25 protein-coding genes and 1 pseudogene are annotated in these 25,243 nt (G+C 53.5%); 20 read left to right on the top strand and 6 right to left on the bottom strand.

Translation table 11 applies throughout. From position 1 onward, the window contains the following. Nucleotides 1-3: 3 nt before the first annotated feature. From tauB to tauD, 3 genes are read left to right on the top strand one after another with little or no spacing between them, the layout of a single operon-like run. Nucleotides 4-771 (top strand): taurine ABC transporter ATP-binding subunit, encoded by a 768-nt coding sequence (gene tauB, locus OGW13_RS09580; protein ID WP_109739927.1) that lies wholly within the window; start codon nucleotides 4-6, stop codon nucleotides 769-771. After that, entirely contained in the window at nucleotides 768-1,598 is an 831-nt protein-coding gene (gene tauC / locus OGW13_RS09575) for a taurine ABC transporter permease TauC (protein WP_287116004.1), read from the top strand. Before tauB ends, tauC begins: the two co-directional genes overlap by 4 nt. Then, nucleotides 1,591-2,442, top strand: a complete 852-nt coding sequence (tauD, locus tag OGW13_RS09570; RefSeq protein ID WP_044328384.1) for a taurine dioxygenase — start codon at nucleotides 1,591-1,593, stop codon at nucleotides 2,440-2,442. The genes tauC and tauD overlap by 8 nt, the downstream gene beginning before the upstream one ends. Before the next feature lie 42 nt (nucleotides 2,443-2,484). Here tauD and olsF read toward each other — a convergent pair whose 3' ends face one another. Beyond that, nucleotides 2,485-4,206: a bifunctional ornithine lipid synthase OlsF gene (olsF, locus tag OGW13_RS09565; RefSeq protein ID WP_043001646.1), complete on the bottom strand. Its 1,722-nt coding sequence runs from the start codon at nucleotides 4,204-4,206 to the stop codon at nucleotides 2,485-2,487. A gap of 120 nt (nucleotides 4,207-4,326) precedes the next feature. Then, the gene (gene hemB / locus OGW13_RS09560) at nucleotides 4,327-5,301 is read right to left on the bottom strand and encodes a porphobilinogen synthase (protein ID WP_043001645.1); all 975 of its coding nucleotides are present in this window, start codon (nucleotides 5,299-5,301) and stop codon (nucleotides 4,327-4,329) included. A gap of 511 nt (nucleotides 5,302-5,812) precedes the next feature. On the opposite strand from hemB, the gene ehaB reads away from it, so the two are divergent. Beyond that, nucleotides 5,813-8,734: an autotransporter adhesin EhaB gene (ehaB, locus tag OGW13_RS09555; protein ID WP_044259058.1), complete on the top strand. Its 2,922-nt coding sequence runs from the start codon at nucleotides 5,813-5,815 to the stop codon at nucleotides 8,732-8,734. Between the two features lie 88 nt (nucleotides 8,735-8,822). Further along, nucleotides 8,823-9,446, top strand: a pseudogene (iprA, locus tag OGW13_RS09550) (hydrogen peroxide resistance inhibitor IprA). Here the strand turns inward: iprA and ampH are convergent. Beyond that, nucleotides 9,447-10,604 (bottom strand): D-alanyl-D-alanine-carboxypeptidase/endopeptidase AmpH, encoded by a 1,158-nt coding sequence (gene ampH, locus OGW13_RS09545; RefSeq protein ID WP_044259053.1) that lies wholly within the window; start codon nucleotides 10,602-10,604, stop codon nucleotides 9,447-9,449. A 201-nt stretch (nucleotides 10,605-10,805) separates the two neighbouring features. Between ampH and OGW13_RS09540 the strand changes: the two genes are divergently transcribed. The 3 genes from OGW13_RS09540 to OGW13_RS09530 all read left to right on the top strand — a co-directional run bounded on the left by OGW13_RS09540 (nucleotide 10,806) and on the right by OGW13_RS09530 (nucleotide 13,787). Beyond that, nucleotides 10,806-11,339 (top strand): isochorismatase family protein, encoded by a 534-nt coding sequence (locus OGW13_RS09540; protein WP_043001641.1) that lies wholly within the window; start codon nucleotides 10,806-10,808, stop codon nucleotides 11,337-11,339. Nucleotides 11,340-11,457: 118 nt separating this feature from the next. Beyond that, nucleotides 11,458-12,678: a peptide antibiotic transporter SbmA gene (sbmA, locus tag OGW13_RS09535; protein WP_043001640.1), complete on the top strand. Its 1,221-nt coding sequence runs from the start codon at nucleotides 11,458-11,460 to the stop codon at nucleotides 12,676-12,678. Between the two features lie 14 nt (nucleotides 12,679-12,692). Then, the gene (locus OGW13_RS09530) at nucleotides 12,693-13,787 is read left to right on the top strand and encodes a DUF1615 domain-containing protein (RefSeq protein ID WP_043001639.1); all 1,095 of its coding nucleotides are present in this window, start codon (nucleotides 12,693-12,695) and stop codon (nucleotides 13,785-13,787) included. A gap of 11 nt (nucleotides 13,788-13,798) precedes the next feature. Here OGW13_RS09530 and OGW13_RS09525 read toward each other — a convergent pair whose 3' ends face one another. Then, on the bottom strand, nucleotides 13,799-14,107 hold the full coding sequence (locus OGW13_RS09525; protein ID WP_043001638.1) for a YaiY family protein: 309 nt from the start codon (nucleotides 14,105-14,107) through the stop codon (nucleotides 13,799-13,801). 257 nt (nucleotides 14,108-14,364) lie between these two features. On the opposite strand from OGW13_RS09525, the gene OGW13_RS09520 reads away from it, so the two are divergent. After that, the gene (locus OGW13_RS09520) at nucleotides 14,365-14,571 is read left to right on the top strand and encodes a DUF2754 family protein (protein WP_043001637.1); all 207 of its coding nucleotides are present in this window, start codon (nucleotides 14,365-14,367) and stop codon (nucleotides 14,569-14,571) included. A gap of 42 nt (nucleotides 14,572-14,613) precedes the next feature. Here the strand turns inward: OGW13_RS09520 and ddlA are convergent, their stop codons facing one another. Beyond that, complete coding sequence (ddlA, locus tag OGW13_RS09515) at nucleotides 14,614-15,708, bottom strand: D-alanine--D-alanine ligase (RefSeq protein ID WP_043001636.1); 1,095 nt, start codon at nucleotides 15,706-15,708, stop codon at nucleotides 14,614-14,616. A gap of 128 nt (nucleotides 15,709-15,836) precedes the next feature. Here ddlA and OGW13_RS09510 point away from each other — a divergent pair, with 128 nt between their 5' ends. From OGW13_RS09510 to adrA, 6 genes are all read left to right on the top strand, one after another. After that, entirely contained in the window at nucleotides 15,837-16,496 is a 660-nt protein-coding gene (locus tag OGW13_RS09510; protein WP_090048886.1) for an extensin-like domain-containing protein, read from the top strand. Nucleotides 16,497-16,664: 168 nt separating this feature from the next. Beyond that, entirely contained in the window at nucleotides 16,665-17,870 is a 1,206-nt protein-coding gene (locus OGW13_RS09505; protein WP_044259047.1) for a multidrug efflux MFS transporter, read from the top strand. Nucleotides 17,871-18,124: 254 nt separating this feature from the next. Beyond that, nucleotides 18,125-18,385, top strand: coding sequence for an anti-adapter protein IraP (gene iraP / locus OGW13_RS09500; RefSeq protein WP_043001633.1), 261 nt, complete (start codon nucleotides 18,125-18,127; stop codon nucleotides 18,383-18,385). Between the two features lie 98 nt (nucleotides 18,386-18,483). Beyond that, nucleotides 18,484-19,899 carry an alkaline phosphatase gene (gene phoA / locus OGW13_RS09495; RefSeq protein ID WP_043001632.1) on the top strand — a complete coding sequence of 472 codons (1,416 nt, stop codon included), beginning with the start codon at nucleotides 18,484-18,486 and terminating at the stop codon, nucleotides 19,897-19,899. 127 nt (nucleotides 19,900-20,026) lie between these two features. Next, nucleotides 20,027-20,347, top strand: coding sequence for a phosphate starvation-inducible protein PsiF (gene psiF, locus OGW13_RS09490; protein WP_043001631.1), 321 nt, complete (start codon nucleotides 20,027-20,029; stop codon nucleotides 20,345-20,347). Nucleotides 20,348-20,463: 116 nt separating this feature from the next. Next, nucleotides 20,464-21,564, top strand: a complete 1,101-nt coding sequence (adrA, locus tag OGW13_RS09485; RefSeq protein ID WP_054176064.1) for a diguanylate cyclase AdrA — start codon at nucleotides 20,464-20,466, stop codon at nucleotides 21,562-21,564. Nucleotides 21,565-21,579: 15 nt separating this feature from the next. Here the strand turns inward: adrA and proC are convergent, their stop codons facing one another. Beyond that, nucleotides 21,580-22,389 (bottom strand): pyrroline-5-carboxylate reductase, encoded by an 810-nt coding sequence (proC, locus tag OGW13_RS09480; protein ID WP_043001629.1) that lies wholly within the window; start codon nucleotides 22,387-22,389, stop codon nucleotides 21,580-21,582. Between the two features lie 148 nt (nucleotides 22,390-22,537). Here proC and OGW13_RS09475 point away from each other — a divergent pair, with 148 nt between their 5' ends. From OGW13_RS09475 to ppnP, 5 genes are all read left to right on the top strand, one after another. Further along, nucleotides 22,538-22,996 (top strand): YaiI/YqxD family protein, encoded by a 459-nt coding sequence (locus OGW13_RS09475; RefSeq protein WP_043001628.1) that lies wholly within the window; start codon nucleotides 22,538-22,540, stop codon nucleotides 22,994-22,996. 182 nt (nucleotides 22,997-23,178) lie between these two features. Continuing rightward, nucleotides 23,179-23,724, top strand: coding sequence for a shikimate kinase AroL (aroL, locus tag OGW13_RS09470; protein WP_061070480.1), 546 nt, complete (start codon nucleotides 23,179-23,181; stop codon nucleotides 23,722-23,724). Nucleotides 23,725-23,749: 25 nt separating this feature from the next. Further along, on the top strand, nucleotides 23,750-23,941 hold the full coding sequence (gene yaiA, locus OGW13_RS09465) for a protein YaiA (protein ID WP_043001626.1): 192 nt from the start codon (nucleotides 23,750-23,752) through the stop codon (nucleotides 23,939-23,941). 253 nt (nucleotides 23,942-24,194) lie between these two features. Further along, a complete protein-coding gene (locus tag OGW13_RS09460) occupies nucleotides 24,195-24,872 on the top strand; it encodes an AroM family protein (protein ID WP_043001625.1) in 678 nt (225 codons plus the stop codon). A 70-nt stretch (nucleotides 24,873-24,942) separates the two neighbouring features. After that, nucleotides 24,943-25,227, top strand: a complete 285-nt coding sequence (gene ppnP, locus OGW13_RS09455) for a pyrimidine/purine nucleoside phosphorylase (RefSeq protein ID WP_042324593.1) — start codon at nucleotides 24,943-24,945, stop codon at nucleotides 25,225-25,227. The last annotated feature ends 16 nt before the right edge of the window (nucleotides 25,228-25,243 follow it).

Below are 25,243 nucleotides of genomic sequence, written 5' to 3'. Positions count from 1 at the left end.
CTGATGCTGCAACTTTCTCATCTGTACGCCGATTACGGTGGTAAACCGGCGCTGGAAGATATCAATCTGACGCTCGACAGCGGTGAACTGCTGGTGGTGCTGGGGCCTTCGGGATGTGGCAAAACAACGCTGCTGAACCTGATTGCCGGATTTGTACCGTATCAACACGGCAGCATTCAGCTGGCGGGAAAACGCGTTGACGGGCCGGGGGCAGAGCGCGGCGTGGTGTTTCAGCACGAAGGGCTGCTGCCGTGGCGCAACGTGCAGGATAACGTCGCGTTGGGTCTGCAACTGGCGGGCATCGGGAAAGCGCAGCGTGTCAGCATCGCTCAGGATATGTTGAAAAAAGTGGGGCTGGAAGGCGCGGGAAAACGCTTCATCTGGCAGCTTTCCGGCGGTCAGCGCCAGCGCGTTGGCATTGCCCGCGCGCTGGCGGCGAACCCACGGCTGTTGCTGCTGGATGAACCCTTTGGCGCGCTGGACGCCTTTACTCGTGAACAGATGCAAACCCTGCTGCTGAAACTCTGGCATGAGACCGGCAAGCAGGTGCTGCTGATAACGCATGATATTGAAGAAGCAGTGTTTATGGCGACCGAACTGGTGCTGTTGTCACCAGGACCTGGCCGGGTGCTGGAGCGTCTGCCGTTGACCTTTGCCCGGCGCTTTGTGGCAGGCGAAGCGAGCCGCAGCATTAAGTCCGATCCGCAGTTTATCGCGACCCGCGAATATGTCTTAAGCCGCGTCTTTGAACAACGGGAGGCCTTCTCATGAGTGTGGTGATCAACGACAAACCGCGCCAACGGCCACTGAGATGGCGCTGGCCGTTCTCGCGCCAGATTACGCTGAGCCTGGCGACGCTAACGCTGATTCTGGCGGTGTGGTGGACGGTTGCCGCGCTGCAGCTGATAAGCCCGTTGTTTTTGCCGCCGCCGGACCAGGTGATGCAAAAGCTTATCACCATCGCTGGTCCGCAAGGATTTATGGATGCCACGCTGTGGCAGCATCTGGCCGCGAGCCTGACCCGCATCGTGCTGGCGCTGCTGGCTGCGGTGGCGTTCGGTATTCCGGTCGGGATTGCGATGGGGCTCAGTCCGACGCTACGCGGCATTCTCGATCCGATCATCGAGCTTTATCGTCCGGTGCCGCCGCTGGCTTATCTGCCATTAATGGTTATCTGGTTCGGGATTGGCGAAACGTCCAAGATCCTGTTGATCTACTTGGCAATTTTTGCCCCGGTCGCCATGTCGGCGCTGGCGGGCGTGAAGAGCGCGCAGCAGGTACGGATCCGCGCCGCCCGATCGCTGGGCGCGAGCCGGGCGCAGGTACTGTGGCTGGTGATCCTGCCAGGCGCGCTGCCGGAGATCCTCACCGGATTACGCATCGGACTTGGCGTGGGCTGGTCGACGCTAGTGGCGGCGGAGCTGATTGCGGCAACGCGGGGGTTAGGGTTTATGGTGCAGTCGGCCGGTGAGTTTCTGGCGACCGACGTGGTACTGGCGGGGATCGCGGTGATTGCGATTATCGCCTTTATTTTAGAACTGGGTCTGCGTGCGCTTCAGCGCCGTCTGACGCCCTGGCATGGAGAATCCAATGAGTGAACGTCTGAGCATTACCCCGCTGGGGCCGTACATCGGCGCACAGATCGCCGGGGCGGATTTGACTCGCCCGCTGAGCGACAATCAGTTTGAGCAGCTTTATCACGCGGTACTGCGCCATCAGGTGGTGTTCCTGCGCGAACAGGCCATTACGCCACAACAGCAACGGGCGTTGGCCCAGCGCTTTGGCGATCTGCATATCCATCCGGTCTATCCGCATGCGGAGGGCGTCGAGGAGATTATCGTGCTGGATACCCACAATGATAATCCGCCGGATAATGACAACTGGCACACCGACGTGACGTTTATTGAGACACCGCCTGCCGGGGCGATTCTGGCGGCAAAAGCGTTGCCGTCAACCGGGGGCGACACGCTGTGGACCAGCGGCATTGCGGCGTATGAGGCGTTGTCGGAGCCGTTTCGTCAGTTGCTGAGCGGTTTGCGGGCGGAGCATGACTTCCGCAAGTCCTTCCAGGAATACAAATACCGCAAAACAGAGGAAGAGCATCAGCGCTGGCGTGAAGCGGTGGCAAAGCATCCGCCGCTGGTGCACCCGGTGGTAAGAACCCATCCGATCAGTGGTAAACAGGCGCTGTTTGTGAATGAAGGCTTCACTACGCGCATTGTTGACGTCACGGAGAAAGAGAGTGAGGCGCTGCTTGGCTTTCTGTTTGCGCATATTACGAAACCGGAATTCCAGGTGCGCTGGCGCTGGCAGCCGAATGATGTGGCGATTTGGGATAATCGTGTGACGCAGCATTATGCGAACGCCGATTACCTGCCGCAGCGGCGTATTATGCACCGGGCCACGATTTTAGGGGATAAACCGTTTTATCGAGCGCCGTAATTTCCGCCTCGGGCCGGTATGTCATTGTCGGCCCGGTACGCGTCACGTCACCGGGCAATGGCGTGATAAATGTGCCTCAATATAGCGCTGATAACGGTTGGCCTTCAGACGGGTCAAATCCACCAATACCAGGCCATCTACGCAGTGGTTAAAATCCGGATCGCTGCCGAAATCGATGAACTGTACGCCGCCGGGTTCGCAGAGCTCTGAGTATTGCTTATAGAGTGGGGGAATACCGCAGCCCAGATTTCCCAGCAGCGACTTCAGCCGCGTCAGATCGTCGGCGTAGTCGCTACCGGTAAACTGCGCCAGCACATCCGGTAGCGAAGCGGGATACGGCTGGCGTGAGACGGCCAGCGGATGCGTGGGCGGGAACCACAGACGATAGAAGGCAACCAGCAGATCGCGCGCATCCGGCGGTAATCCTCCGGAGATAGACACGGGTCCGAACAGGTAACGATACTGCGGGTAACGCGCCAGGTATGCGCCGATTCCTGACCAGAGATAATCCAGCCCGCGACGTCCCCAGTAGCGCGGCTGAATAAAGCTACGTCCCAGTTCAATACCGTGTTTCATGATGTCCGCCATCTGCTCATCGTAATCAAACAGACTGTGACTGTAGAGTCCATCCAGCCCCTGCTTTTCCAGTTGTTGTGCGCAGGGGATAAACCGGTAAGCGCCGACGATCTCAAGATCCTCCTCGTCCCATAAGATCAGATGCAGATAGTCATCATCGTAGCGATCGATATCTCTGCGCTTGCCGCTCCCTTCACCCACAGCGCGAAAGGCGATTTCACGCAGTCGTCCCAGCTCGCGCAGGACCGTCGCTTCCTCTTGCCCGTTGCGCTGCCAGAGATAAATGTGCTTACCGTCGGCGGTTATTCCCAGACATTCCGCCTGTGCCAGCTCGCGTTTCAGTCGCGCTCTGTTTTCCGGCGGGGCGATTGTCGATTCGGTACGAAAGAGACCTGGTCGGCCTTTGCCCAGCGCAATCACGTGCTCCCGGCACTTTTCCGCCTGCTCGCGCACGCTGCTTTTGCTGGTAGACCATTGCGTCCAGGCAATTTGCTGGCCTATACGTACGGGTAGCGTGCTGCCACGGCGGCGAAACATTTGCTGCATTAACAGCAGCAGCGTGGCGCGGGAAGAAACCAGTCCGCTGGCATAGAACAGCGGACTGTTATAGGCCTGAATATGTACCGGCAGTAGCGGCGTCCGGTACTTTTCTGCCATGCGGATAAACCCGGAGTGCCAGCGGCGTTCAGCGATTCCCTTTAGCGTGAGACGCGAAACTTCCCCTGCCGGGAAGAAAACCAGCGCGCCGCCGGTCTGCAGATGGCTATCCATTTGCTGTAACGACGATTTGGGCGTGCGTCCCTGAATATTATCGACCGGGATAAACAACGAACTCAAAGGTTCCAGATGGGAGAGCAGCCGGTTAGTCACCACTTTGATGTCGCGCCGTACGCGGGAGAGGGCATAGATGAGCGCCAGTCCATCCAGCGCCCCGGTAGGGTGGTTGGCAATAATGATCAGAGGGCCATTTTCGGGGATGTTTTCAATGTGGTGCTCGGGGATTTCACAACGTATTTGGAGATGTTCCAGGACTTGTTCCACCATATCCACGCCTTTCAGATGGCAATGGCGGGCGGCAAACAGCTGGAACTCTTTTTCATACAATACGCGTTGTAACACCTTTTTCTGCCAGGGCGTGGTTCTCGCCTCGGGCCAAAGGTCGCTGAGTACGTTATCGAGACTGAACATCACAACACCTCCTTCTTCCTGTGCTGACAGTAGAAGCGGTAAGTGTCGCTGGTATGACGTTTGGGTGACGTTTTGGGGAAAGGCCGGATGGCGAGGCCACCCGGCATGTTCAGGGAAAACTTAACGCAGGATTTTTTTCTCTGCCAGATCCAGTGCGAAGTAGCTGAAGATCAGATCCGCGCCTGCGCGTTTGATAGCGCCTAAGCTTTCGAGTACCACTTTTTCTTCATCAATGGCGCCTGCCATAGCGGCAAATTTGATCATCGCGTATTCGCCGCTGACCTGATACGCGCCGAGCGGCAGCTCTGTGCGCTCACGAATGTCACGCAGTACGTCAAGATAGGCTCCCGCCGGCTTCACCATCAGGCAGTCCGCGCCCTGTGCTTCATCAAGCAACGATTCGCGAATCGCTTCACGGCGGTTCATCGGGTTCATCTGGTAGGTTTTGCGATCGCCTTTCAGCGCCGTGCCCGCCGCTTCGCGGAACGGACCATAGAACGACGAGGCAAATTTGGTGGAGTAGGACATGATGGCGGTGTCGGTAAAGCCTGCGGCATCCAGCGCCTGGCGAATCGCCTGCACCTGACCATCCATCGCCGCGGAAGGGGCGATGAAATCTGCGCCTGCGGCGGCCGCGACAACCGCCTGTTTACCCAGGTTTGCCAGCGTGGCGTCGTTATCGACGCCGTGTTCACACAGCACGCCGCAGTGGCCGTGGGAGGTATATTCGCAGAAGCAGGTGTCTGACATCACGATCATTTCTGGTACGGTCTGCTTGCAGATACGCGACATCCGCGCCACCAGACCGTCTTCCTTCCAGGCATCGCTACCGGTGTCATCGGTATGGTGTGAGATGCCAAAGGTCATGACGGAACGAATACCGGCGTTGGCAATACGCTCAATCTCGCGCGCCAGGTGTTTTTCCGGGATGCGCATGACGCCGGGCATGGCCTCAATCGCTTTGTAGTCGTCGAGTTCTTCTTCAACAAAGATCGGCAACACCAGATCGTTCAAGCTGAGTGTTGTCTCTTCAAACATGGCACGTAGCGCTGCAGATTTGCGCAGACGGCGAGGGCGATGGATTAAGTCTGTCATGGGATGCCTGATGCTTGTGAAAGTGAAGGCCATAGTATACCTGAAGCCGCGGACGAGTGTTTTACGAAAATGGGCCTTATTGTTTTGTTTTATTAATAAATAAAAGAAATCGCATGGCAATTTTTTAATATGAATAGCTAAAAATTCATATTTGAAAGTGTGATTGTTATTCGTTTGGTTATTTTGAATATCTATTTATTTGAGTTTTTATTTATTTAGGTTGGCTGGTTTTTTATTTGTTCGTTATTATCAATGCTCGCTGCATTAAGTATTGATTTATTATATGTATCCTTGTCTTTTTCCTTTTTATTGCATTGATTTATAAGTAATTTTTTTATTTTTCAACTGAGTGTTTTCCTGGTTTTTGTTATTGTCCGTTTTCGGACTACGGATAAAGAATAATTGAACCTTTCATTGTGGACACCGCATAATCTTCTTCGCGAAACATAATGTTTTCTATGCATTGATATTGATGGATCAACACTATTACGTCCCTGAGGAGGGATGACAAATGCACTCCTGGAAAAAGAAACTTGTAGTCTCACAATTAGCATTAGCCTGCACTTTGGCAATCACTTCTCAGGCGAATGCTTCAACTGATATTTCTGGCAAGACGTACACCACCTTTGAACACCTTAACGACGCGACTTATGCGGATGGTGTGTACTACGATGGCTATGTCGGCTGGAATAACTACGGCACCGATAGCGTGTATAACGGAGACATCTATCCGGTCATCAATAACGCGACCGTTAACGGTGTGATTTCAACGTACTATCTGGATGATGGTCTGACGACCAACACCAACAGTAACAGCCTGACGATTAAAAACAGTACTGTTCACGGAATGATTACCTCACAGTGCATGACGGAGGATTGTGCCGGACGTGATGCGACCGGCTATGTTTATGATCGTCTGGCGCTGACCGTTGATAACTCAACTATCGACGACAACTACGAACATTATACTTACAACGGCACCCATACCGACGGCACTGCAGATACGCATGTTGTTGATGTCTACAACCTGGGCACCGCGATCACCCTGGATCAGGAAGTTGACCTGGCTATCAGCAACAACTCCCATGTTGCCGGTATTACCCTGACTCAGGGTTATGAATGGCAGGATGTTGACGATAATACCGTCAGCACTGGCGTAAACAGCAATGAAGTGTTCAATAACACCATTACGGTGAAGGACTCTACCGTGACCTCAGGCTCATTGTCTGACGAAGGCACCACGGGTTGGTTCGGCAATAACGGTAACGCCAGCGATTACAGCGGTACAAACACCGCAGATGATATTGCATTAGCTGTGATTGCAAATCCGGCGGCAGACAATGCGATGCAGACCACCGCAACTTTCAGTAATTCTACGCTGATGGGCGATGTGGTTTTCTCCAGCAACTTTGACGAAAACTTCTTCCCGAACGGCGCTGATAGCTATCGTGATACCGATGCAAATGTGGATACCAACGGCTGGGATGGCACCGATCGTCTGGATCTGACATTAGATAACGGTAGTAAATGGGTGGGTGCGGCGATGTCCGTCCACCAGGTCGATACCGATGGCGACGGTGTGTATGACAGCGTTGCTGCGGGTACTGACGCGACTGCTACGCTGATTGATATCGCGTCTAACAGCCTGTGGCCGACCTCAACGTATGGCATTGATAACGGCGACACCGCCTATGACGAAAATGGTCATGTTGTGGGGAAAGAGGTTTATCAAAGCGGTCTGTTCAACGTCACGCTGAAGAATGGTTCACAGTGGGATACCACCAAAACCTCTCTGATTGATACGCTGAGCATCAACAGCGGTTCTGTGGTGAACGTCGGCGATTCATCGCTGGTTTCTGACACCATTGGCCTGACCGGTGGCGCAGCGCTGAACATTAACGAAGATGGTCATGTCGCGACAGATACCCTGACGGTTGACAACAGTACCGTGACTATTGCTGATGATGTGGCTTCAGGCTGGAGCGTGGGTGATGCTGCGCTGTATGCCAACACCATTAAGGTCACAAACGACGGTGTTCTGGATGTCGGTAACAGCGCGGACTATGCGCTGCAGACGGATACCCTGAATCTGACCAGCACCACCGATGCGGGTGGCAATGTGCATGCCGGTGTATTTGACATTCACAGCAACAACTACGTTCTGAACGCTGATCTGGTCAACGATCGCACTGCAGACACCAGCAAGTCAAACTATGGTTACGGTGTTATCGGCATGAATTCCGATGGTCACCTGACGATTAATGGTAACGGTGATGCTTACACCGCTGATCTGTCTGAAGTGGATAACGCGGGCGACGGCATTGCGGCGGCAACCGGTAACTACAAAGTGCGTATCGATAACGCCACGGGTGCAGGCTCCATTGCCGATTACAAAGGCAAAGAGCTGATCTACGTTAACGATAAGAACAGCACCGCGACTTTCTCTGCGGCCAATAAAGCAGACCTGGGGGCGTACACGTACCAGGCTCAGCAGCAGGGTAATACGGTTGTTATGCAACAGATGGAGCTGACTGACTATGCCAATATGGCGCTGAGCATCCCGTCTGCGAACACCAATACCTGGAACCTGGAGCAGGATACCGTTGGAACACGTCTGACCAACTCTCGCCACGGTCTGGCGGATAACGGCGGCGCATGGGTAAGCTACTTCGGCGGCGGTTTCAGCGGCGACAATGGCACCATCAATTACGACCAGGATGTCAACGGCATCATGGTGGGTGTGGATACTAAAGTTGATGGTAACAACGCTAAATGGATTGTTGGTGCGGCAGCCGGTTTCGCTAAAGGCGACATGAGCGACCATACCGGCCAGGTAGATCAGGATAGTCAGTCTGCTTACCTGTACTCCTCTGCCCGATTTGCCAATGACGTCTTTGTGGATGGCAACCTGAGCTACTCTCACTTCAACAACGATCTGTCTGCCAATATGAGTGACGGTCAGTATGTCGATGGCAACACGTCAACAGATGCCTGGGGCTTCGGTTTGAAAGTGGGCTACGACTGGAAAGTGGGTGACGCGGGTTATGTTACGCCGTATGGCAGCGTGTCAGGTCTGTTCCAGTCTGGTGACGACTATCGTTTGAGCAACGACATGCATCTTGATGGTCAGTCTTACGACAGCATGCGTTATGAACTGGGTGTAGATACGGGCTATACCTTCACCTATAGCCAGGATCAGGCTCTGACGCCTTACTTCAAACTGGCGTACGTGTATGACGATCAGGGCAACCATGCGGATGTCAACGGCGATTCAATCGACAATGGCACCAAAGGTTCAGCGGTTCGCGTTGGGCTGGGTACGCAGTTCAGCTTTACCAAGAACTTCAGCGCGTATACCGATGCGAACTACCTTGGCGGCGGCGATGTTGATCAGGACTGGTCGGCTAACGCAGGCGTTAAATATACCTGGTAATCCTTCCCTTACGGAAATGGATATCGCGTCGTTAATCTAAAAAATGCCCGTCAAGAATTTGGCGGGCATTACTGCAAGGAACGCGCAGATGTTATCTCTGAATAAACCGTTAAAAGAATTTGCTCAGCTTGATAAGTCGTTGTCAAAATTTGGGACACGTTTTGAATATGTCCATGCAAAACATCTTCTTTATTCCACTGAAAAGAATCCCGACACGACGGTAGTGATTCTGGAGGGGATTATCTCATTAAGACGTAATGAACATATTCTTGTGGGTATCGCCCAGGCCCCTTTCATTATGGGATTGAGCAATGGGGTGATGAAAAATGATGCTCATTATGATCTCATCAGCGAGGGAGTATGTTCAGGCTATCACCTGCAGTCTTCACAAGCTATTGATATTATTGAATAATATCAGCTATGGCGTGAGGCGTTTTACTGGCTGACCTGGCAGAACCGTATCCTGCAGCAGCGCGATCGCCAGTTAATTGGTAATAATTCCTACGAACAGATCCGAACCACCCTTTTCTCGATGATTGAGTGGGATGAAGGTTTACGCTCAAAAATTGGGGTGATGAGTTATATTCATCAGCGCACGCAAATTTCGCGTTCCGTGGTAGCAGAGGTCCTTGCGGCGTTACGAAAAGGCGGCTACATCGAAATGAATAAAGGCAAACTGGTGGGAATAAACCGTTTGCCTTCTGATTATTAATTAAGACGCAGGAACCTCGCGCGGTGTATTTTCGCTCAGTTCAACCACCAGTTCGTTAATACCGTCGCTCATGCTTGTGAAGCGGGTGAGCGGAGAGCGAGTGACAACGACAAACGCACCCACATTTTTTTGCGGAATCATTGCCATATAGGTAATGAACCCTCCGCCACCGCCGGTCTTTTGAATAATGCCCGGGCGTCCATTCTTCGGCGCCATATAGACCCATCCTAAGCCCAACGCATCGGCCTTGCCGGGGACATCCATACCGGTTACCCGCGTTAACTGCGCGCGCTGATAAATCAACGTTTGCATTCTGTCGGCCTGATTACTGCGCTGGTAAAAATCAGAGGAAAGATACTGCTGCATCCAGCGCATCATATCCCCCGGCGTTGAATAAACCCCGCCGCTGCCGATGGCTGCCAGCGTGTTATTACACGGACTGGCCCCTTTCTCCGCGACCATCAGACGTTTGCACTGATCGGGAGAGGGAGTATAGGTCGTGTCTTTCATGCCCAGCGGGCGGGTGATTTTCTCTTCAAAAAGCTGGGCATAGGGTTTGCCGGAGGCGTTTGCCAGCGCATCCGCCAGCAGGTCGAACGCCAGATTGGAATAGGCCGCCTGTGAACCCGGAGCGGCTTTTAACGTCGCCGTGGAGAGATAGCTCCAGCGCTGTTCACGCGTCGGCCAGACAAATACCGGGCGCTTTGCCGCGCCGCCGGGTTGTTCACGGGGCAGTGCGCTGGTGTGCGTCGCCAGGTTGACCAGCGTGATCGGTTTTCCCTCATACGACGGTACGCGCGCGCCGACGGGGGCATATTTGCTCAGCGGATCGTTCAGTTTTACGGTGCCCTGATCGAGCAGTTTGACCAGCATTTCACTGGTCATCAGTTTGGTGAGTGACGCAATGCGAATCACCGAATCCAGCTGCGGACGAACGTTATTGCCCGGACGGGTTTCACCGAAGCTGCGAAAAACACGCTGGTTTCCGTCGATCACGACGAGTGCCATCCCCGTCGCGCCGCTGCCATAAAAAATATGTTCGGCGTAACGTTCGACAATATCAGACGCAAAAACCGGTTCGGCAACAGGCTGAGCCGCCTGGACTGAGGTCAATGACGCCGCACACAGCGCGGCAGAAAAAAGCAGACTACGTTTCAACGGTGGTGTCCATGAATGAGAGTAAAAAACTAAGCGTATTTATACTACTGTACCGCCTGTTGCAAAGCGCTAATTAGAGCAAGGATAGTGAGAAAAACGTAACGACGCGTAAACGTAGCGTTTTTGCCGCGAAAGAAAGTCCGCTTTTGTGATCCGGGGCGTGCAATAATCTTTCATTACCACTCTTGGATGGGGCTGACGATGTCTGAAAAACGGGTTGTGATGGTTGTTGATATGCAAATCGGCGTGTTTGCCACGCCGCGTATTAATCGGGATGCGTGTGTGGAACGTATCAATCAATTGACGCGGGCAGCCGATCTCACGATTTTTATTCAACACACCGAGGCGGGTGGCCTGGAGGAGGGGAGCGCGGGGTTTGCGCTGCTGCCTGAACTGGAGACACCCGTGAACGCCAAATATGTTACGAAAACCGCCTGTGATGCTTTTTACAAAACGGCGCTCGAACAGTTGCTCCGCGAGCAGGCGATTTCACACTTTGTCATCTGCGGCTGTGCGACGGACTATTGTGTCGATACCACCATCAGAAACGGTGCCAGCCGGAGTTATCGCATTACGGTTGCGGAAGATGCCCACACCACCGCACATCGCGCGGCTGCACCTGCCCAGACGCTGATTGCGCACCATAATGATGTCTGGCGCAATCTGATCGTGCCGGGCAATCCGGTACGTGTGAAACCCGTCGAAACAATTCTTCAGGACTGGAAAACGAACTAAGCGTCGCCATGTTGGTCACAATGGGCGGTTTCGCCTGTTGTGATCGTTTATTTTTAGTCCGCGCAGCGGCAGAAGCACAGCAGTTGTCATAACGATAAGAAGTTAGCAGGAGAGCATCATGTTTAAGTCTTTTTTCCCAAAGCCGGGTCCTTTTTTCCTTTCGGCTTTTATTTGGGCAATAGTCGCGGTTATTTTCTGGCAAGCCGGTGGTGGGGACTGGGTTGCGCGGATGACTGGCGCAACGGGCGCCGTGCCTATCAGCGCCGCCCGTTTCTGGTCGCCGAGCTACCTGATTTTTTATGCCTACTACGTGCTCTGCGTCGGGCTGTTTGCGCTGTTCTGGTTTCTCTACAGTCCGCATCGCTGGCAGTACTGGTCAATTCTTGGCACCTCGCTGATTATCTTCGTCACCTGGTTTCTCGTTGAAGTCGGGGTGGCCGTCAACGCCTGGTATGCGCCATTTTACGATCTGATCCAGACCGCCCTCAGCGCACCACATAAGGTCACCATGAGCCAGTTCTATAACGAACTGGGGATCTTTCTTGGTATCGCGCTGATTGCCGTGGTGATTAGCGTGCTGAACAACTTTTTTGTCAGCCACTATGTGTTCCGCTGGCGTACGGCGATGAACGAATATTACATGGCGCAGTGGCAGCATTTGCGCCATATCGAGGGGGCCGCGCAGCGTGTGCAGGAAGACACCATGCGTTTTGCCTCAACGCTGGAAAGCATGGGCGTGAGCTTTATTAACGCTATCATGACGCTAATCGCCTTCCTGCCGGTGCTGGTTGCGCTTTCTCCGCACGTGCCCGAACTGCCGATAGTCGGCCATGTGCCTTATGGCCTGGTGATTGCGGCGATCGTCTGGTCACTGATGGGCACCGGTATGCTGGCGGTAGTCGGGATCAAGCTCCCGGGACTGGAATTTAAAAATCAGCGGGTGGAAGCGGCTTATCGTAAAGAGCTGGTATACGGGGAAGATGATGCCAACCGCGCCACGCCGCCGACGGTTCGTGAGCTGTTCAGTGCGGTTCGCCAGAACTATTTCCGTCTCTATTTCCACTACATGTATTTTAATATCGCGCGCATTCTCTACCTGCAGGTGGACAACGTTTTCGGGTTGTTCCTGCTGTTTCCGTCGATTGTTGCCGGTACGATTACCCTGGGTCTGATGACGCAAATTACCAACGTCTTTAGCCAGGTGCGGGGCGCGTTCCAGTACCTGATCAACTCTTGGACAACGCTGGTTGAACTGATGTCTATCTATAAACGTCTGCGCAGTTTTGAGCGTGAACTGGACGAGCGGGATATTCAGGCTGTCACCCACACACTTGGTTAACAAAAGGAAACGTTATGTCGGCGGTGTCTCGTCTTTACCCTTTGTCATTGCTGGCCGGACTGGTGCTGGCGGGATGTAGCAGTCAGCCTTCGCAACCGCTCAAAAAAGGCGAGAAACCGGTCGATGTCGCGAGCGTGGTGCGCCAGAAAATGCCGGCCAGCGTGAAGGATCGGGACGCCTGGGCGCAGGATATCGCCAAAACCTTTGAAAGCCAGAAGCTGGCACCGACGGTGGAAAATATCTGTTCGGTGCTGGCGGTCGCGCAGCAGGAGTCCAACTATCAGGCCGATCCCGCCGTTCCGGGATTGAACAACATTGCCTGGAAGGAGATAGACCGGCGCGCCGAACGGATGCATATTCCGGTTTTCCTGGTGCATACCGCGCTGAAAATCACCTCCCCGAACGGGAAAAGCTATAGCGAGCGTCTGGACACAGTAAAAACGGAAAAACAGCTCAGCGCCATTTTCGATGACTTTATTAATATGGTGCCGATGGGGCAGACGCTGTTCGGTTCGCTGAATCCGGTCCATACCGGTGGTCCGATGCAGGTCAGCATTGCGTTTGCCGAGCAGCACAGCAAAGGATATCCGTGGAAGATGGAGGGAACGGTGCGCCAGGAAGTGTTCAGCCGTCGCGGTGGACTCTGGTTCGGAACCTACCATTTGCTCAATTACCCGGCCAACTACAGCGCGCCGATTTTCCGCTTTGCCGACTTCAACGCCGGATGGTATGCCAGTCGAAACGCCGCGTTTCAGAACGCAGTCAGTAAAGCCAGCGGCGTCAAACTGGCGCTGGATGGCGACCTGATCGCCTACGGCAGTAAAGACGCCGGTAAAACGGAGCTGGCGGTGCGTAAACTGGCGGGAAAACTGGATCTCAGCGAAAGCGCGATCCGTCGCCAGCTGGAGAAAGGCGACAGTCTGGCGTTTGAAGAAACGGCGCTTTACAAAAAGGTGTTTACGCTTGCTGAAGCAAAGACAGGGAAGAGATTACCGCGTGAAATGCTGCCCGGTATTCAACTGGAAAGCCCGAAAATCACCCGTAATCTCACCACGGCATGGTTTGCAAAACGGGTCGACGATCGTCGTGCGAAGTGCATGGGGCAATAACCGCCTGGCCATTACTGGCGGCGGTAGCGCCAGCGCAGAATGGCGGCGATGACGCCGAAAATCAGACTGCCGACCAGAAACGGCACCAGACCAAAGATGGTGCCGACGCCCAGCCCAATCTCTACGCGCGGGCGTCCTGTCTCTTGCACTTGCATCAGATGTTCATATACGCCAGGCGCGTGAACCAGCAGGTTCAGGATCTGCGCCCCGGCCCAAAAACAGAACAGAACAAACACGGCATAAGCGATATTGCCTGGCGTAGAGGCGGTTTCTCGATGTTTCCCGTTAAACAAGGATTTTGAGAGAGTGAAATCAGCCATAAATGACCTCCGCGAGTAATTCTGCATCTCTGACACCATGCCAGTAACTTACCGTGAGTGTGACAGGTCATCGCGTTTGTCAATATCAGAATGATGGTAATTTCAGTCTGGGATGAATCCTGGATTGCAGATTTTTGTCAGTTGTCACAAATTGGTTACCTTAAATTAAATTTGGCAACATTTAAGAAATTCCGCACACGACACAGACCGGTTTCCCGTAATATGCGACGATACGTTTTTTTCGCTGCGGAGTTTCCATGAACCTGCCTTTAAAAATTCGCCGTGACTGGCACTACTACGCCTTTGCTATCGGCCTGATTTTCATTCTGAACGGCGTTGTCGGGCTATTGGGGTTTGAAGCCAGGGGCTGGCAAACCTATGCCGTGGGGCTGGTGACCTGGATCGTCAGTTTCTGGCTGGCAGGATTGATTATTCGTCGTCGTGTGGAGGATGACGCGGCGTAAGCCTGACAACAAACCGCAGTCAGGCTTATCGGGGAGTGCAGATTACATTGTCGTTTTCAGCGCGTTATCTGCAGCATGGCGTTCCAGCGCCAGTTCGATCAAGCGGGTGATCAAGTCGGTGTAACCTAAGCCACTGGCCTGCCAGAGTTTCGGATACATGCTGATGTTGGTAAAGCCTGGCAGGGTGTTGATCTCATTGATCACCACCTCATTGTCGGCGGTTAAAAAGACATCGACGCGTGCCATGCCAGCGCAGCCCAGCGCCTGATACGCCTGAATGGCGATCTCGCGGATTTTGTCGTTGATGTGCGGATCAATCGCCGCAGGAACCACCACTTTCGCGCCGTTATCATCAATGTATTTGGTGTCGTAGGCATAGAAATCACTGTTGAGCACGATCTCGCCACAGGTACTGGCCTGCGGATGATCGTTACCCAACACCGCGCACTCGATCTCGCGCCCCTTGATCCCTTGCTCCACCACCACTTTGTGATCGAATTCGAAGGCGAGGGCGACCGCCTGCGCGTACTGCGCTTCGCTGGTGACTTTGCTAACGCCGACAGACGATCCCTGATTGGCGGGCTTAACGAACAGCGGCAGGCCAAGACGGGCTTCTACCTCGGCAAAGCTTATCGTGTTGCGGTTGGCTCGCGTCAGCGTAATAAACGGCGCGATAGTCAGTCCGGCATCACGCAACAAGCGTTTGGTGACGTCTTTATCCATACACGCGGCTGAACCCAACACGTCGGAACCCACGAAGGGCAGATTCGCCACGCGCAGCATTCCCTGCAGTGAGCCATCTTCACCCAGCGTGCCGTGCACAATCGGGAAAATCACGTCTACGGTCGGCAGCGGCTGACCATTTTGCGCATCAATCAACTGTTGCTCGTGTCTGCCCGGAACCTGCGCAAGGCTGGTCGCAGAAGGACGCAGCGCAATATGCGCAGGATCGTTGGCATTGAGCAGATAATTGCTGGCATCGCTGACGTGCCATTGTCCTTGCTTATCAATGCCTAACAGCACGACCTCAAAGCGGGTCTTGTCGATGGCATCGACAATATTTTTTGCCGATTGCAATGACACTTCATGTTCCGCTGATTTACCACCAAATACGATTCCTACCCGCAACTTTGCCATCTTAAACCCATTCCTTCGAACGCAAAGCGTATACATTACCACGACAAAACGAGGGATTCGCGGGCTTCTGCCATAATGTTAGGGAGAATTACACGGGAGGATGCGTGAGAGGAAAAGTCTGGCTGACGATGATGATTCTGAGCGTGGCGTGTGGCGTGGGATATCGCTATCTGCCGTCTTATTATGACCCGCTCGCCCCGCTTGAGTTATCCGATCCGCCAAACTGGCTTACCCAATTTAAGCTTAAACGTCTGACGCCAGCGCGCTGTCAGACGCTGTTGCAACAGGCAAACGAGCAGAAGCTGATCACGTCGCAGTCCGTAGCCGACAGCGCTGGCGAATGTCCCTTAACCGACGTAGTACGGGTGCGGGATTTTGGTGCAGTCAAACTGAGCAGCAGCTTCCTTGCCTCCTGTCCGTTAGCACTGCGTTCCGCGCTGTATGTCGCTCAGCAGGCTGCACCCTTAACGGAACGTATGATGGAAAGCCGGCTGACCCGGATCGAGCATCTCGGCAGCTATGCCTGCCGCAACATTTACCATCGCCCTGATGCACGCCGTAGCGAACATGCGAGCGCAGAGGCCCTGGATATCAGCGGCTTTATTCTCGCCGACGGGCGACACGTTACCGTTCTGCGCGGCTGGAAGCAGGAAGAAAGCGCAACGTGGCTGCGGGCGCTGCTCAGCGCGAGCTGTCAATATTATGGCAACGGCCTGGGGCCGGACTACAACGCCGCTCACGCCAACCATTTTCACCTGGGAATACGGGGAATTGGCCTTTGTCGCTAAGCATAAAGCCCTGTGGCTTGTTGGGTTTTAATGTGATGTATGTCACAAATGTGGTGAACGGGAAGATAAAATAGCAAATTGCGCGCCACCGCACCTGCGGATCCCCTGACAGACGTGGAGATTGCTAAACTAGCCGGCGTTTTCTGCTATTTATCACGATGAGCGTTTATGGAATCCTGGAAAGTTAATCTCATTTCCGTCTGGTTCGGCTGCTTTTTTACCGGTCTGGCAATCAGTCAAATCCTGCCGTTTTTGCCACTCTATATTTCGCAGCTTGGGGTGAACTCCCACGAAGCGCTCTCAATGTGGTCCGGTCTGACATTCAGTGTCACATTCTTAATTTCCGCGATTGTTTCTCCGCTCTGGGGTAGCCTGGCAGACCGTAAAGGTCGCAAGCTGATGTTGCTACGCGCCTCGCTCGGCATGGCGATTGCGATACTGCTGCAGGCTTTTGCTACCAACGTCTGGCAGCTTTTCCTGCTGCGCGGCATCATGGGGTTAACGTCCGGCTATATTCCTAATGCGATGGCGCTGGTGGCGTCTCAGGTGCCCCGTGAACGTAGTGGATGGGCACTCAGTACGCTGGCGACCGCGCAAATCAGCGGTGTGATTGGTGGCCCGCTGATGGGCGGTTTTATTGCCGATCATGTGGGCTTACGCCCGGTCTTTTTTATCACTGCAATGCTGCTGATCGTCAGCTTTATGGTCACGCTCTTTTTGATTAAAGAAGGCGTGCGCCCGACGCTGAAAAAGAGCGAACGATTGAGCGGGAAAGCCGTATTTGCGTCGCTACCTTATCCGGCGCTGGTGATCAGCCTGTTTTTCACCACGCTGGTGATTCAGTTATGTAATGGCTCAATCAGCCCGATTCTGGCGCTATTTATTAAGTCGATGGCCCCTGACAGTAATAATATTGCTTTTCTGAGTGGATTAATTGCCTCGGTGCCTGGGGTCTCCGCGCTTATCTCCGCGCCCCGGCTGGGTAAACTTGGGGATCGCATCGGCACCGAAAGGATCCTGATGGCAACGCTGATTTGTGCGGTCGTGTTGTTTTTTGCCATGTCGTGGGTGACGACGCCTTTCCAGCTCGGGGTATTACGTTTTCTGCTCGGTTTTGCCGATGGCGCCATGCTACCCGCGGTTCAGACGCTACTGGTCAAATATTCCAGTGACCAAATAACCGGGCGTATATTTGGTTATAACCAATCGTTTATGTATCTTGGCAATGTCGCTGGCCCGCTGATGGGCGCAACGGTTTCAGCCATGGCAGGATTTCGTTGGGTATTTATTGCCACTGCCATTATCGTGATGATTAACATTTGTCAGTTAGCCCTGGTTCTGCGTCAGCGGCGAAATATCCGCAAGCGGGTGTGAAGCGATTAAAAAGAAATGACTTAAGTGAAATTAGTCATTTTTTAGCATAACTTTTGATTATGGCCAGGGGTGACTATTTTATTCCTGGCTTTTAATTTAGCGTTCGGTTTTTGCGCGAGAAACGTTTCGCTCACCGTATTCTGTGATTATTTACGCAAAGTCTTTCCTTTTTTATAAAAATACTACTTTCAGACTCTAGGCAGCATGGATTCATAGTGATACCGTCAGCCTTCTTTGGATAAGGAAATGCGGTCATGAAAAATCTAATAGCTGAGTTGTTGCTTAAGCTTGCCCAGAAAGAGGAAGAGTCGAAAGAACTGGTTGCTCAGGTAGAAGCATTAGAGATTATCGTTACAGCGATGCTGCGCAATATGGCTCAGAACGAGCAGCAAATGCTGATTCATCAGGTAGAGGGCGCACTTGATGACGTAAAGCCCGATGCCAGCGTTCCGGATAACGATACGGAGTTGCTGCGCCAGTACGTACAAAAGCTGTTGAGGCATCCTCGTTACTAGTTTATTTCGTTTCTATGCTGTCATAAACCTGTCATATCAGAGACCTATAGTCGCTTTGTTTTTTATTTTAAGTGTATTAAGTACATGGAGAAAATAAAGTGAAACAAAGCGCTATTGCTCTTGCATTGTTACCACTGTTGTATATGCCTGTGAGTCATTCTGAAACGTCGTCAATGGCGGTGCTGGACAATCGTGCCGCACAGGGTGATATTACAACGCCAGGCGGAGCACGCCGATTATCGGCCGATCAAACACAAGCATTGCGCGAATCACTGAATGATAAACCGGCTAAAAATATTATTTTATTGATAGGCGATGGTATGGGTGATTCGGAAATTACGGCCGCGCGAAATTATGCTGAAGGCGCGGGTGGCTATTTTAAAGGGATTGATGCCTTACCGCTGACTGGCCAATACACCCACTATGCGCTGAATAAAAAAACCGGTAAACCGGATTACGTGACGGATTCTGCGGCATCAGCAACCGCATGGACAACCGGCGTGAAAACCTACAATGGCGCGCTGGGCGTCGATATTCACGAAAAAGATCATACGACGCTGCTGGAAATGGCGAAAGCGGCGGGGCTGGCGACGGGTAACGTCTCAACCGCCGAGCTGCAGGATGCCACTCCAGCCGCGCTGGTAGCGCACGTGACGTCTCGTAAATGCTATGGCCCGAGCGTAACGAGCGAGAAATGCCCGACGAATGCGCTGGAAAATGGCGGTAAAGGCTCGATCACCGAACAACTGCTGAATGCCCGCGCGGATGTCACGCTGGGCGGCGGTGCGAAAACGTTCGCCGAAACCGCAACCGCCGGCGAGTGGCAGGGCAAAACGCTGCGTGAACAGGCCGAGGCCCGGGGTTACCAGTTGGTCGGCGATGCGGCTTCGCTGGCGGCGATCGGTGAAGCCAGTCAGGAGAAACCGTTGCTGGGACTGTTCTCTGACGGCAACATGCCTGTGCGCTGGGAAGGCCCAAAAGCGTCTTATCACGGCAATATTGATAAGCCTGCCGTAACCTGTACGCCGAATCCAAAACGCGATGAGACCGTACCCACGCTGGCGCAAATGACCGACAAAGCCATTGAGTTGCTCAGCAAAAATGAGAAGGGATTCTTCCTGCAGGTGGAAGGGGCTTCCATCGATAAACAGGATCACGCCGCCAATCCTTGCGGACAGATCGGCGAGACGGTGGATCTGGACGAAGCGGTGCAGCGCGCGCTGGCCTTTGCGAAAAAAGAAGGTAACACGCTGGTGATCGTCACTGCCGATCACGCTCACGCCAGCCAGATCGTCGCACCAGAGACAAAAGCGCCGGGCTTGACCCAGGCATTAAACACCAAAGATGGCGCCGTGATGGTGATCAGCTATGGCAACTCCGAAGAGGAATCGCAGGAGCATACCGGCAGCCAGTTGCGTATTGCGGCCTACGGCCCTCATGCGGCCAACGTGGTGGGGCTGACCGATCAAACCGACCTGTTCTATACCATGAAAGCGGCACTCGGCCTGAAATAATCCACCCCCGGCAGGATAACTTTTGCTGTCGGGTGGTTTTTTTATCGTTAGCAGCCAGACTTATCTGAATCTCCCGGCGTTTATTCGCGGGAGATAGTCGAGTGAATACTCAAAAAAGGATGGTGCTATGAAAATAACATTACTGGTTACCCTATTGTTTGGTTTGATCTTTTTAACGACCGTTGGTGCGGCTGAGAAAACGTTAACCCCGCAGCAGCAGCGCATGACCACCTGCAATCAACAGGCGACGGCGAAAGCGTTGAAAGGAGATGCCCGTAAGACGTACATGAGCGATTGCCTTAAAAACAGCAAGTCAGCTCCTGGTGAAAAAAGCCTGACGCCGCAACAGCAAAAAATGCGCGAGTGCAACGTCCAGGCGACGGAACAATCGCTAAAAGGTGACGACCGCAGTAAGTTTATGAGTGCCTGCCTGAAGAAAGCAGCCTAGCCGACCTAGTGCTTACGGGTGAGCAAAGAAAAACGCTCACCCGAAATATCATACTTTCCCCGCCTGACCCGTCTCTATAATTTGGGAAAATTGTTTCAGAATGTTCCCAAAAAATAATGAACGACGAAAACTTTTACAAACAAGCGGTCGATCTCGATGAAACCGCTCTTTCATCGCAGCAAAACGACCATCAACGCTCTGGACTGCGATTCGCCCGGCGAGTAAGAGTGCCGCGCGCAGTGGCGCTGGGAGGGATGTTTTTCCCTGTCGCCGCCGCGCTGGTCGCGAACCCTGTCCCCGGCGTCTGGTGGTTGTTGCTGGTGGGATGGGCGTTCGTCTGGCCTCATCTGGCCTGGCAAATCGCCAGCAGAGCCGTCGACCCGATGAGTCGGGAATTTGCCAATTTAAAAACGGATGCGGTACTCGCCGGAATGTGGATGGGACTGATGGGCGTCAATGCGCTGCCTTCCGCCGCGTTGTTGATGATCATCTGTATGAATCTGATGGGCGCAGGCGGTGTGCGACTGTTTGTTACCGGACTGGCCCTGATGGTGGTTGCCTGTCTGGTCACATTGCAGTTAACGGGAACCTCTCTGGCTTTAAGAAGCGCGCCGCTGGAAGGGGTGTTGACGCTGCCGGTCATCGTGATTTACCCGCTGTTATTCTCCTGGATTAGCTATCAGGCCGCGACCAGGCTGGCGCAACATAAGCGTCGGTTACAGGTGATGAGTACCTGTGATGGCATGACAGGCGTTTACAATCGGCGACACTGGGAAATATTACTGCGCAACGAATTTGAGCACTGCCGTCGCCAGCATCGGGAGGCCACGCTGCTGATCATTGATATCGACCATTTCAAAAGTATTAATGACACCTGGGGTCATGATGTTGGCGATGAAGCTATTCTGGCGCTAACCCAACAGCTGAGAATCACCTTGCGCGGGAGCGATGTGATCGGGCGTTTTGGCGGTGATGAATTTGCGGTGATTATGTGCGGTACGCCAGCCGAGAGCGCCATCGCGGCGATGTCACGGATTCATGAGGGGCTACGCGGGTTACGTCTGGCCTGCGCGCCGCAGGTCATTTTACATATCAGCGTGGGCGTTGCGCCGTTAACGCCGCAGTTCAGTCACTATCGGGAATGGTTGAAATCGGCCGATCTGGCGCTCTACAAAGCAAAGAATGCCGGACGTAACCGCACCGAAGTGGCGGCCTGACGTCCGGTTGTTCACTCAGGATTTACTGAGTTTGTCTGACTTCTCCATACACTTCGCCATCGCTTCAATCACCGCTGCACGAAATCCTCGCTCTTCCAGTACGCGGACCGCTTCAATTGTCGTGCCGCCAGGCGAACAAACCATATCTTTCAGTACGCCAGGATGCTCGCCCGTTTCCAGTACCATCTTCGCGGAACCCATGACCGCCTGAGCGGCAAATTTGTAAGCCTGTGCGCGCGGCATACCGCCCAGTACTGCGGCATCAGCCATCGCTTCGATAAACATGAAGACATACGCCGGGGCGGAGCCGCTGACGCCAACCACAGGATGAATCATCGACTCGGCAATCACTTCGGCTTCGCCAAAGCAGCGGAAAATATTCAGCACATCCGCGGTGTCTTCCGGGGTAACCAGCGCGTTTGGCGTCACTGAGGTCATCCCGGCATTAACCAGCGACGGCGTGTTCGGCATTGCGCGTACGATTTTCCGGTCGTGTCCCAGCGCGCGGGCGAGTTGATCGAGGGTCACGCCTGCTGCAATAGAGACCACCAGCGACTCTTTGTTGAGGCTGGAGGTTATCTCGCTGAGCACTTTGATCATAATGCCCGGCTTCACGGCGCCGAAAACAATATCCGCCACCTGGGCGACTTCCTGGGCGGACTGCGCGACGTTGATCCCATACTGATCGTGCAACGCGGCAACTTTATCGGGGGAAGGGGTGTAGACCCAGATCTGGCCTGGAAGCACCTGACCGCTGGCAATCAGGCCGCCGAGGATTGCTTTCCCCATATTACCGCAGCCGATAAAACCGATTTTCTTCTCCATCTCGTCACTCCCTATGGGTGATAGTTGTTGTTTTGTTTGATAAAGCCTAGCTTAGCGCGGATTGAAAGACGCATGAAGGGTAAACAGCACTTTGCCGCAGCGCAAAAGCACGAGACAATAGCCGATTGCACAAGAGACGGGAGCCAGTATGACCATATGGGTGGATGCGGATGCGTGTCCGAACGTAATTAAAGAGATCCTCTATCGTGCCGCCGGGCGCATGCAAATGTCGCTGATTCTGGTAGCGAACCAGAGCCTGCGCGTGCCGCCGTCGCCGTATATCCGTACGCTGCGTGTACCTGCGGGTTTTGACGTGGCGGATAACGAGATTGTGCGCCAGTGTGCGGCGGGCGATCTGGTCATCACGGCCGATATCCCGTTGGCCGCCGAGGTGCTGGCGAAAGGCGCGTCGGCGCTTAATCCGCGCGGTGAGCGCTATACCGAATCGACCATTCGCGAACGTCTGACAATGCGCGATTTTATGGATACATTGCGCGCCAGCGGGATCCAGACGGGCGGTCCGGATAGCCTCTCTGCCCGCGATCGTCAGCATTTTGCGGCGGAACTGGAAAAGTGGTGGCTGGAAGTTCAGCGCAGAAACGCGTGAATGTAATTTATTTTTTACACTTTCCTCGGCGCTATTTCTTGATATAGTAGGGCGTACATTGATATTTTCACTTTTGGTGGAATAAATACTTTACACTTAACGCTGTACTAGTTTGATGGTATGATTATTCCTTTAATGACATCTGATCCTGCCGCTTTGCGGCCTTCTGGGGAACGCCCACTATGACGCAACCGCTTTATCTTGTTGGCCCACGCGGCTGTGGAAAGACAACGGTTGGCATGGCGCTGGCTACGGCAATTGGTTGTCGGTTTGTCGATACCGATCAATGGCTGCAGTCGCAGGTACAAATGACCGTCGCGGAAATCGTCGAGCGTGAAGGCTGGCCGGGTTTTCGCGCCAGAGAAACGGCTGCACTGGCGGCGGTGACTGCACCGTCAACGGTCATCGCGACCGGTGGAGGAATCATTCTCACTGATTATAACCGTCACTTTATGCGTGATAACGGCATCGTCATTTATTTAAGCGCGCCGGTTTCCACGTTGGTTCATCGTCTTGAGGCCTCGCCTGAAGAGGAGTTGCGCCCCACGCTGACCGGTAAACCCCTGAGCGAAGAGGTGCAGGAGGTGCTGCAACAGCGGGATATTTTGTATCGCGAAGCGGCCCATTTCATCATTGATGCGGCGAATTCACCTGACCAGGTGATTTCTGAAATTCAGCGCAGGCTGGCGCAGCGCGCGCGCTGCAGGCAAGGCGGGGTCTATACTTAAACTTCATTCGACAGAAGGAAGCACTATGCCAACCAAACCGCCATATCCACGCGAAGCGTATATTGTCACCATTGAGAAAGGGACGCCGGGACAGACGGTCACCTGGTACCAGTTGCGCGCCGATCACCCGAAACCGGATTCGTTAATCAGCGAGCATCCCAGCGCGCAGGAAGCGATGGATGCGAAAGCCCGTTACGAAGATCCTGATAAAACCTGACGACTGAACAGCTCGGAATGGAATCTGAGCGAGTGTAAACCCAACCTGCATCACATTTTTCGCCGATGAATCGTTGTACCTGAAAACTAACATCAAACAATAACAACCTATTACTGGAATGATCTGGAATCTTTACACAGCGATTTGCGCTGCGCCTGCTACGCTTTTTTGCATTTGCAAAAGGTAAGTGTCGGCAGTGGTGCAGCGCATTTGCCCGGGAATAAACGACGAAGTAAAAAAGAAGGTGGAAAAAATGAGTGCGTCGTTGGCTATCCTCACAATCGGTGTTGTACCCATGAGTGAAGTCTTACCGCTTCTGACTGAGTACATCGACGAACAACATATCACCCATCACAGCTTGCTCGGAAAAATGAGTCGTGATGACGTCCTGGCGGAATATGCGCTGGAGTCCGACGAAGACCCGCTGTTAACCCTGCTTAACGATAATGAACTGGCTTATGTTTCGCGGCAGAAAGTAGAACGCGATCTGCAAAGCGTCATCGAAGTGCTGGATAACCAGGGCTACGACGTCATTTTACTGATGAGCACCGTGTCGATTGCCAGCATGACCGCCCGTAACAGCATTCTGCTTGAGCCGCTGCGTATTATTCCACCGCTGGTGGCCTCAATTGTCGATGGCCATCAGGTGGGGGTGATTGTGCCGGTTGAAGATCTGATGGCCGATCAAGCGGAAAAATGGCAGGTTTTACAGTCGCCGCCGCTGTTCTCGCTGGCGAATCCGGTTCACGGCAGTACCCAGCAGTTGATTGAAGCCGGTAAAGACCTGCTGGAACAAGGGGCGGATGTCATCATGCTGGACTCCCTGGGTTTTCATCAGCGCCACCGCGATGTCCTGCAAAAATCGCTCGATGTCCCGGTACTGCTCTCTAATGTGCTGATTGCGCGACTGGCTTCAGAATTGCTGGTTTAATTTTGCGTGACAGGCCAAAGGGCTGCCCCCTATATTGGTTGTCAATTTACCAACGAGACAGGGTCCGTTTATGCTTCAAAGTAACGAATACTTTTCCGGCAAAGTAAAATCAATCGGCTTTACCAGCAGCAGTACTGGCCGTGCCAGTGTAGGCGTGATGCTGGAAGGTGAATACACCTTCGGTACCGCAGAGCCTGAAGAGATGACGGTCGTAAGCGGCGCGTTGAATGTGTTACTGCCGGATACCACCGAATGGAAAGTGTATGCCGCAGGAGAAGTATTTAACGTCCCGGGCCATAGCGAGTTTCATTTACAGGTCGCAGAACCGACCTCTTATCTTTGCCGCTATCTGTAATATTTTTTCCCTCTCC

This window comes from Citrobacter sp. Ca225, assembly GCF_030337175.1.
Lineage (GTDB): Bacteria > Pseudomonadota > Gammaproteobacteria > Enterobacterales > Enterobacteriaceae > Citrobacter_A > Citrobacter_A amalonaticus.
This window is presented reverse-complemented; position numbering and strand designations above follow the sequence as displayed.

Coding starts and splice junctions, on each gene's coding strand:
- tauB (WP_109739927.1), top strand. CDS start 4: ATGCTGCAACTTTCTCATCTGTACGCCGATTACGGTGGTAAACCGGCG.
- tauC (WP_287116004.1), top strand. CDS start 768: ATGAGTGTGGTGATCAACGACAAACCGCGCCAACGGCCACTGAGATGG.
- tauD (WP_044328384.1), top strand. CDS start 1,591: ATGAGTGAACGTCTGAGCATTACCCCGCTGGGGCCGTACATCGGCGCA.
- olsF (WP_043001646.1), bottom strand. CDS start 4,206: ATGTTCAGTCTCGATAACGTACTCAGCGACCTTTGGCCCGAGGCGAGA.
- hemB (WP_043001645.1), bottom strand. CDS start 5,301: ATGACAGACTTAATCCATCGCCCTCGCCGTCTGCGCAAATCTGCAGCG.
- ehaB (WP_044259058.1), top strand. CDS start 5,813: ATGCACTCCTGGAAAAAGAAACTTGTAGTCTCACAATTAGCATTAGCC.
- OGW13_RS09540 (WP_043001641.1), top strand. CDS start 10,806: ATGTCTGAAAAACGGGTTGTGATGGTTGTTGATATGCAAATCGGCGTG.
- sbmA (WP_043001640.1), top strand. CDS start 11,458: ATGTTTAAGTCTTTTTTCCCAAAGCCGGGTCCTTTTTTCCTTTCGGCT.
- OGW13_RS09530 (WP_043001639.1), top strand. CDS start 12,693: ATGTCGGCGGTGTCTCGTCTTTACCCTTTGTCATTGCTGGCCGGACTG.
- OGW13_RS09525 (WP_043001638.1), bottom strand. CDS start 14,107: ATGGCTGATTTCACTCTCTCAAAATCCTTGTTTAACGGGAAACATCGA.
- OGW13_RS09520 (WP_043001637.1), top strand. CDS start 14,365: ATGAACCTGCCTTTAAAAATTCGCCGTGACTGGCACTACTACGCCTTT.
- ddlA (WP_043001636.1), bottom strand. CDS start 15,708: ATGGCAAAGTTGCGGGTAGGAATCGTATTTGGTGGTAAATCAGCGGAA.
- OGW13_RS09510 (WP_090048886.1), top strand. CDS start 15,837: ATGATGATTCTGAGCGTGGCGTGTGGCGTGGGATATCGCTATCTGCCG.
- OGW13_RS09505 (WP_044259047.1), top strand. CDS start 16,665: ATGGAATCCTGGAAAGTTAATCTCATTTCCGTCTGGTTCGGCTGCTTT.
- iraP (WP_043001633.1), top strand. CDS start 18,125: ATGAAAAATCTAATAGCTGAGTTGTTGCTTAAGCTTGCCCAGAAAGAG.
- psiF (WP_043001631.1), top strand. CDS start 20,027: ATGAAAATAACATTACTGGTTACCCTATTGTTTGGTTTGATCTTTTTA.
- adrA (WP_054176064.1), top strand. CDS start 20,464: ATGAACGACGAAAACTTTTACAAACAAGCGGTCGATCTCGATGAAACC.
- proC (WP_043001629.1), bottom strand. CDS start 22,389: ATGGAGAAGAAAATCGGTTTTATCGGCTGCGGTAATATGGGGAAAGCA.
- OGW13_RS09475 (WP_043001628.1), top strand. CDS start 22,538: ATGACCATATGGGTGGATGCGGATGCGTGTCCGAACGTAATTAAAGAG.
- aroL (WP_061070480.1), top strand. CDS start 23,179: ATGACGCAACCGCTTTATCTTGTTGGCCCACGCGGCTGTGGAAAGACA.
- yaiA (WP_043001626.1), top strand. CDS start 23,750: ATGCCAACCAAACCGCCATATCCACGCGAAGCGTATATTGTCACCATT.
- OGW13_RS09460 (WP_043001625.1), top strand. CDS start 24,195: ATGAGTGCGTCGTTGGCTATCCTCACAATCGGTGTTGTACCCATGAGT.
- ppnP (WP_042324593.1), top strand. CDS start 24,943: ATGCTTCAAAGTAACGAATACTTTTCCGGCAAAGTAAAATCAATCGGC.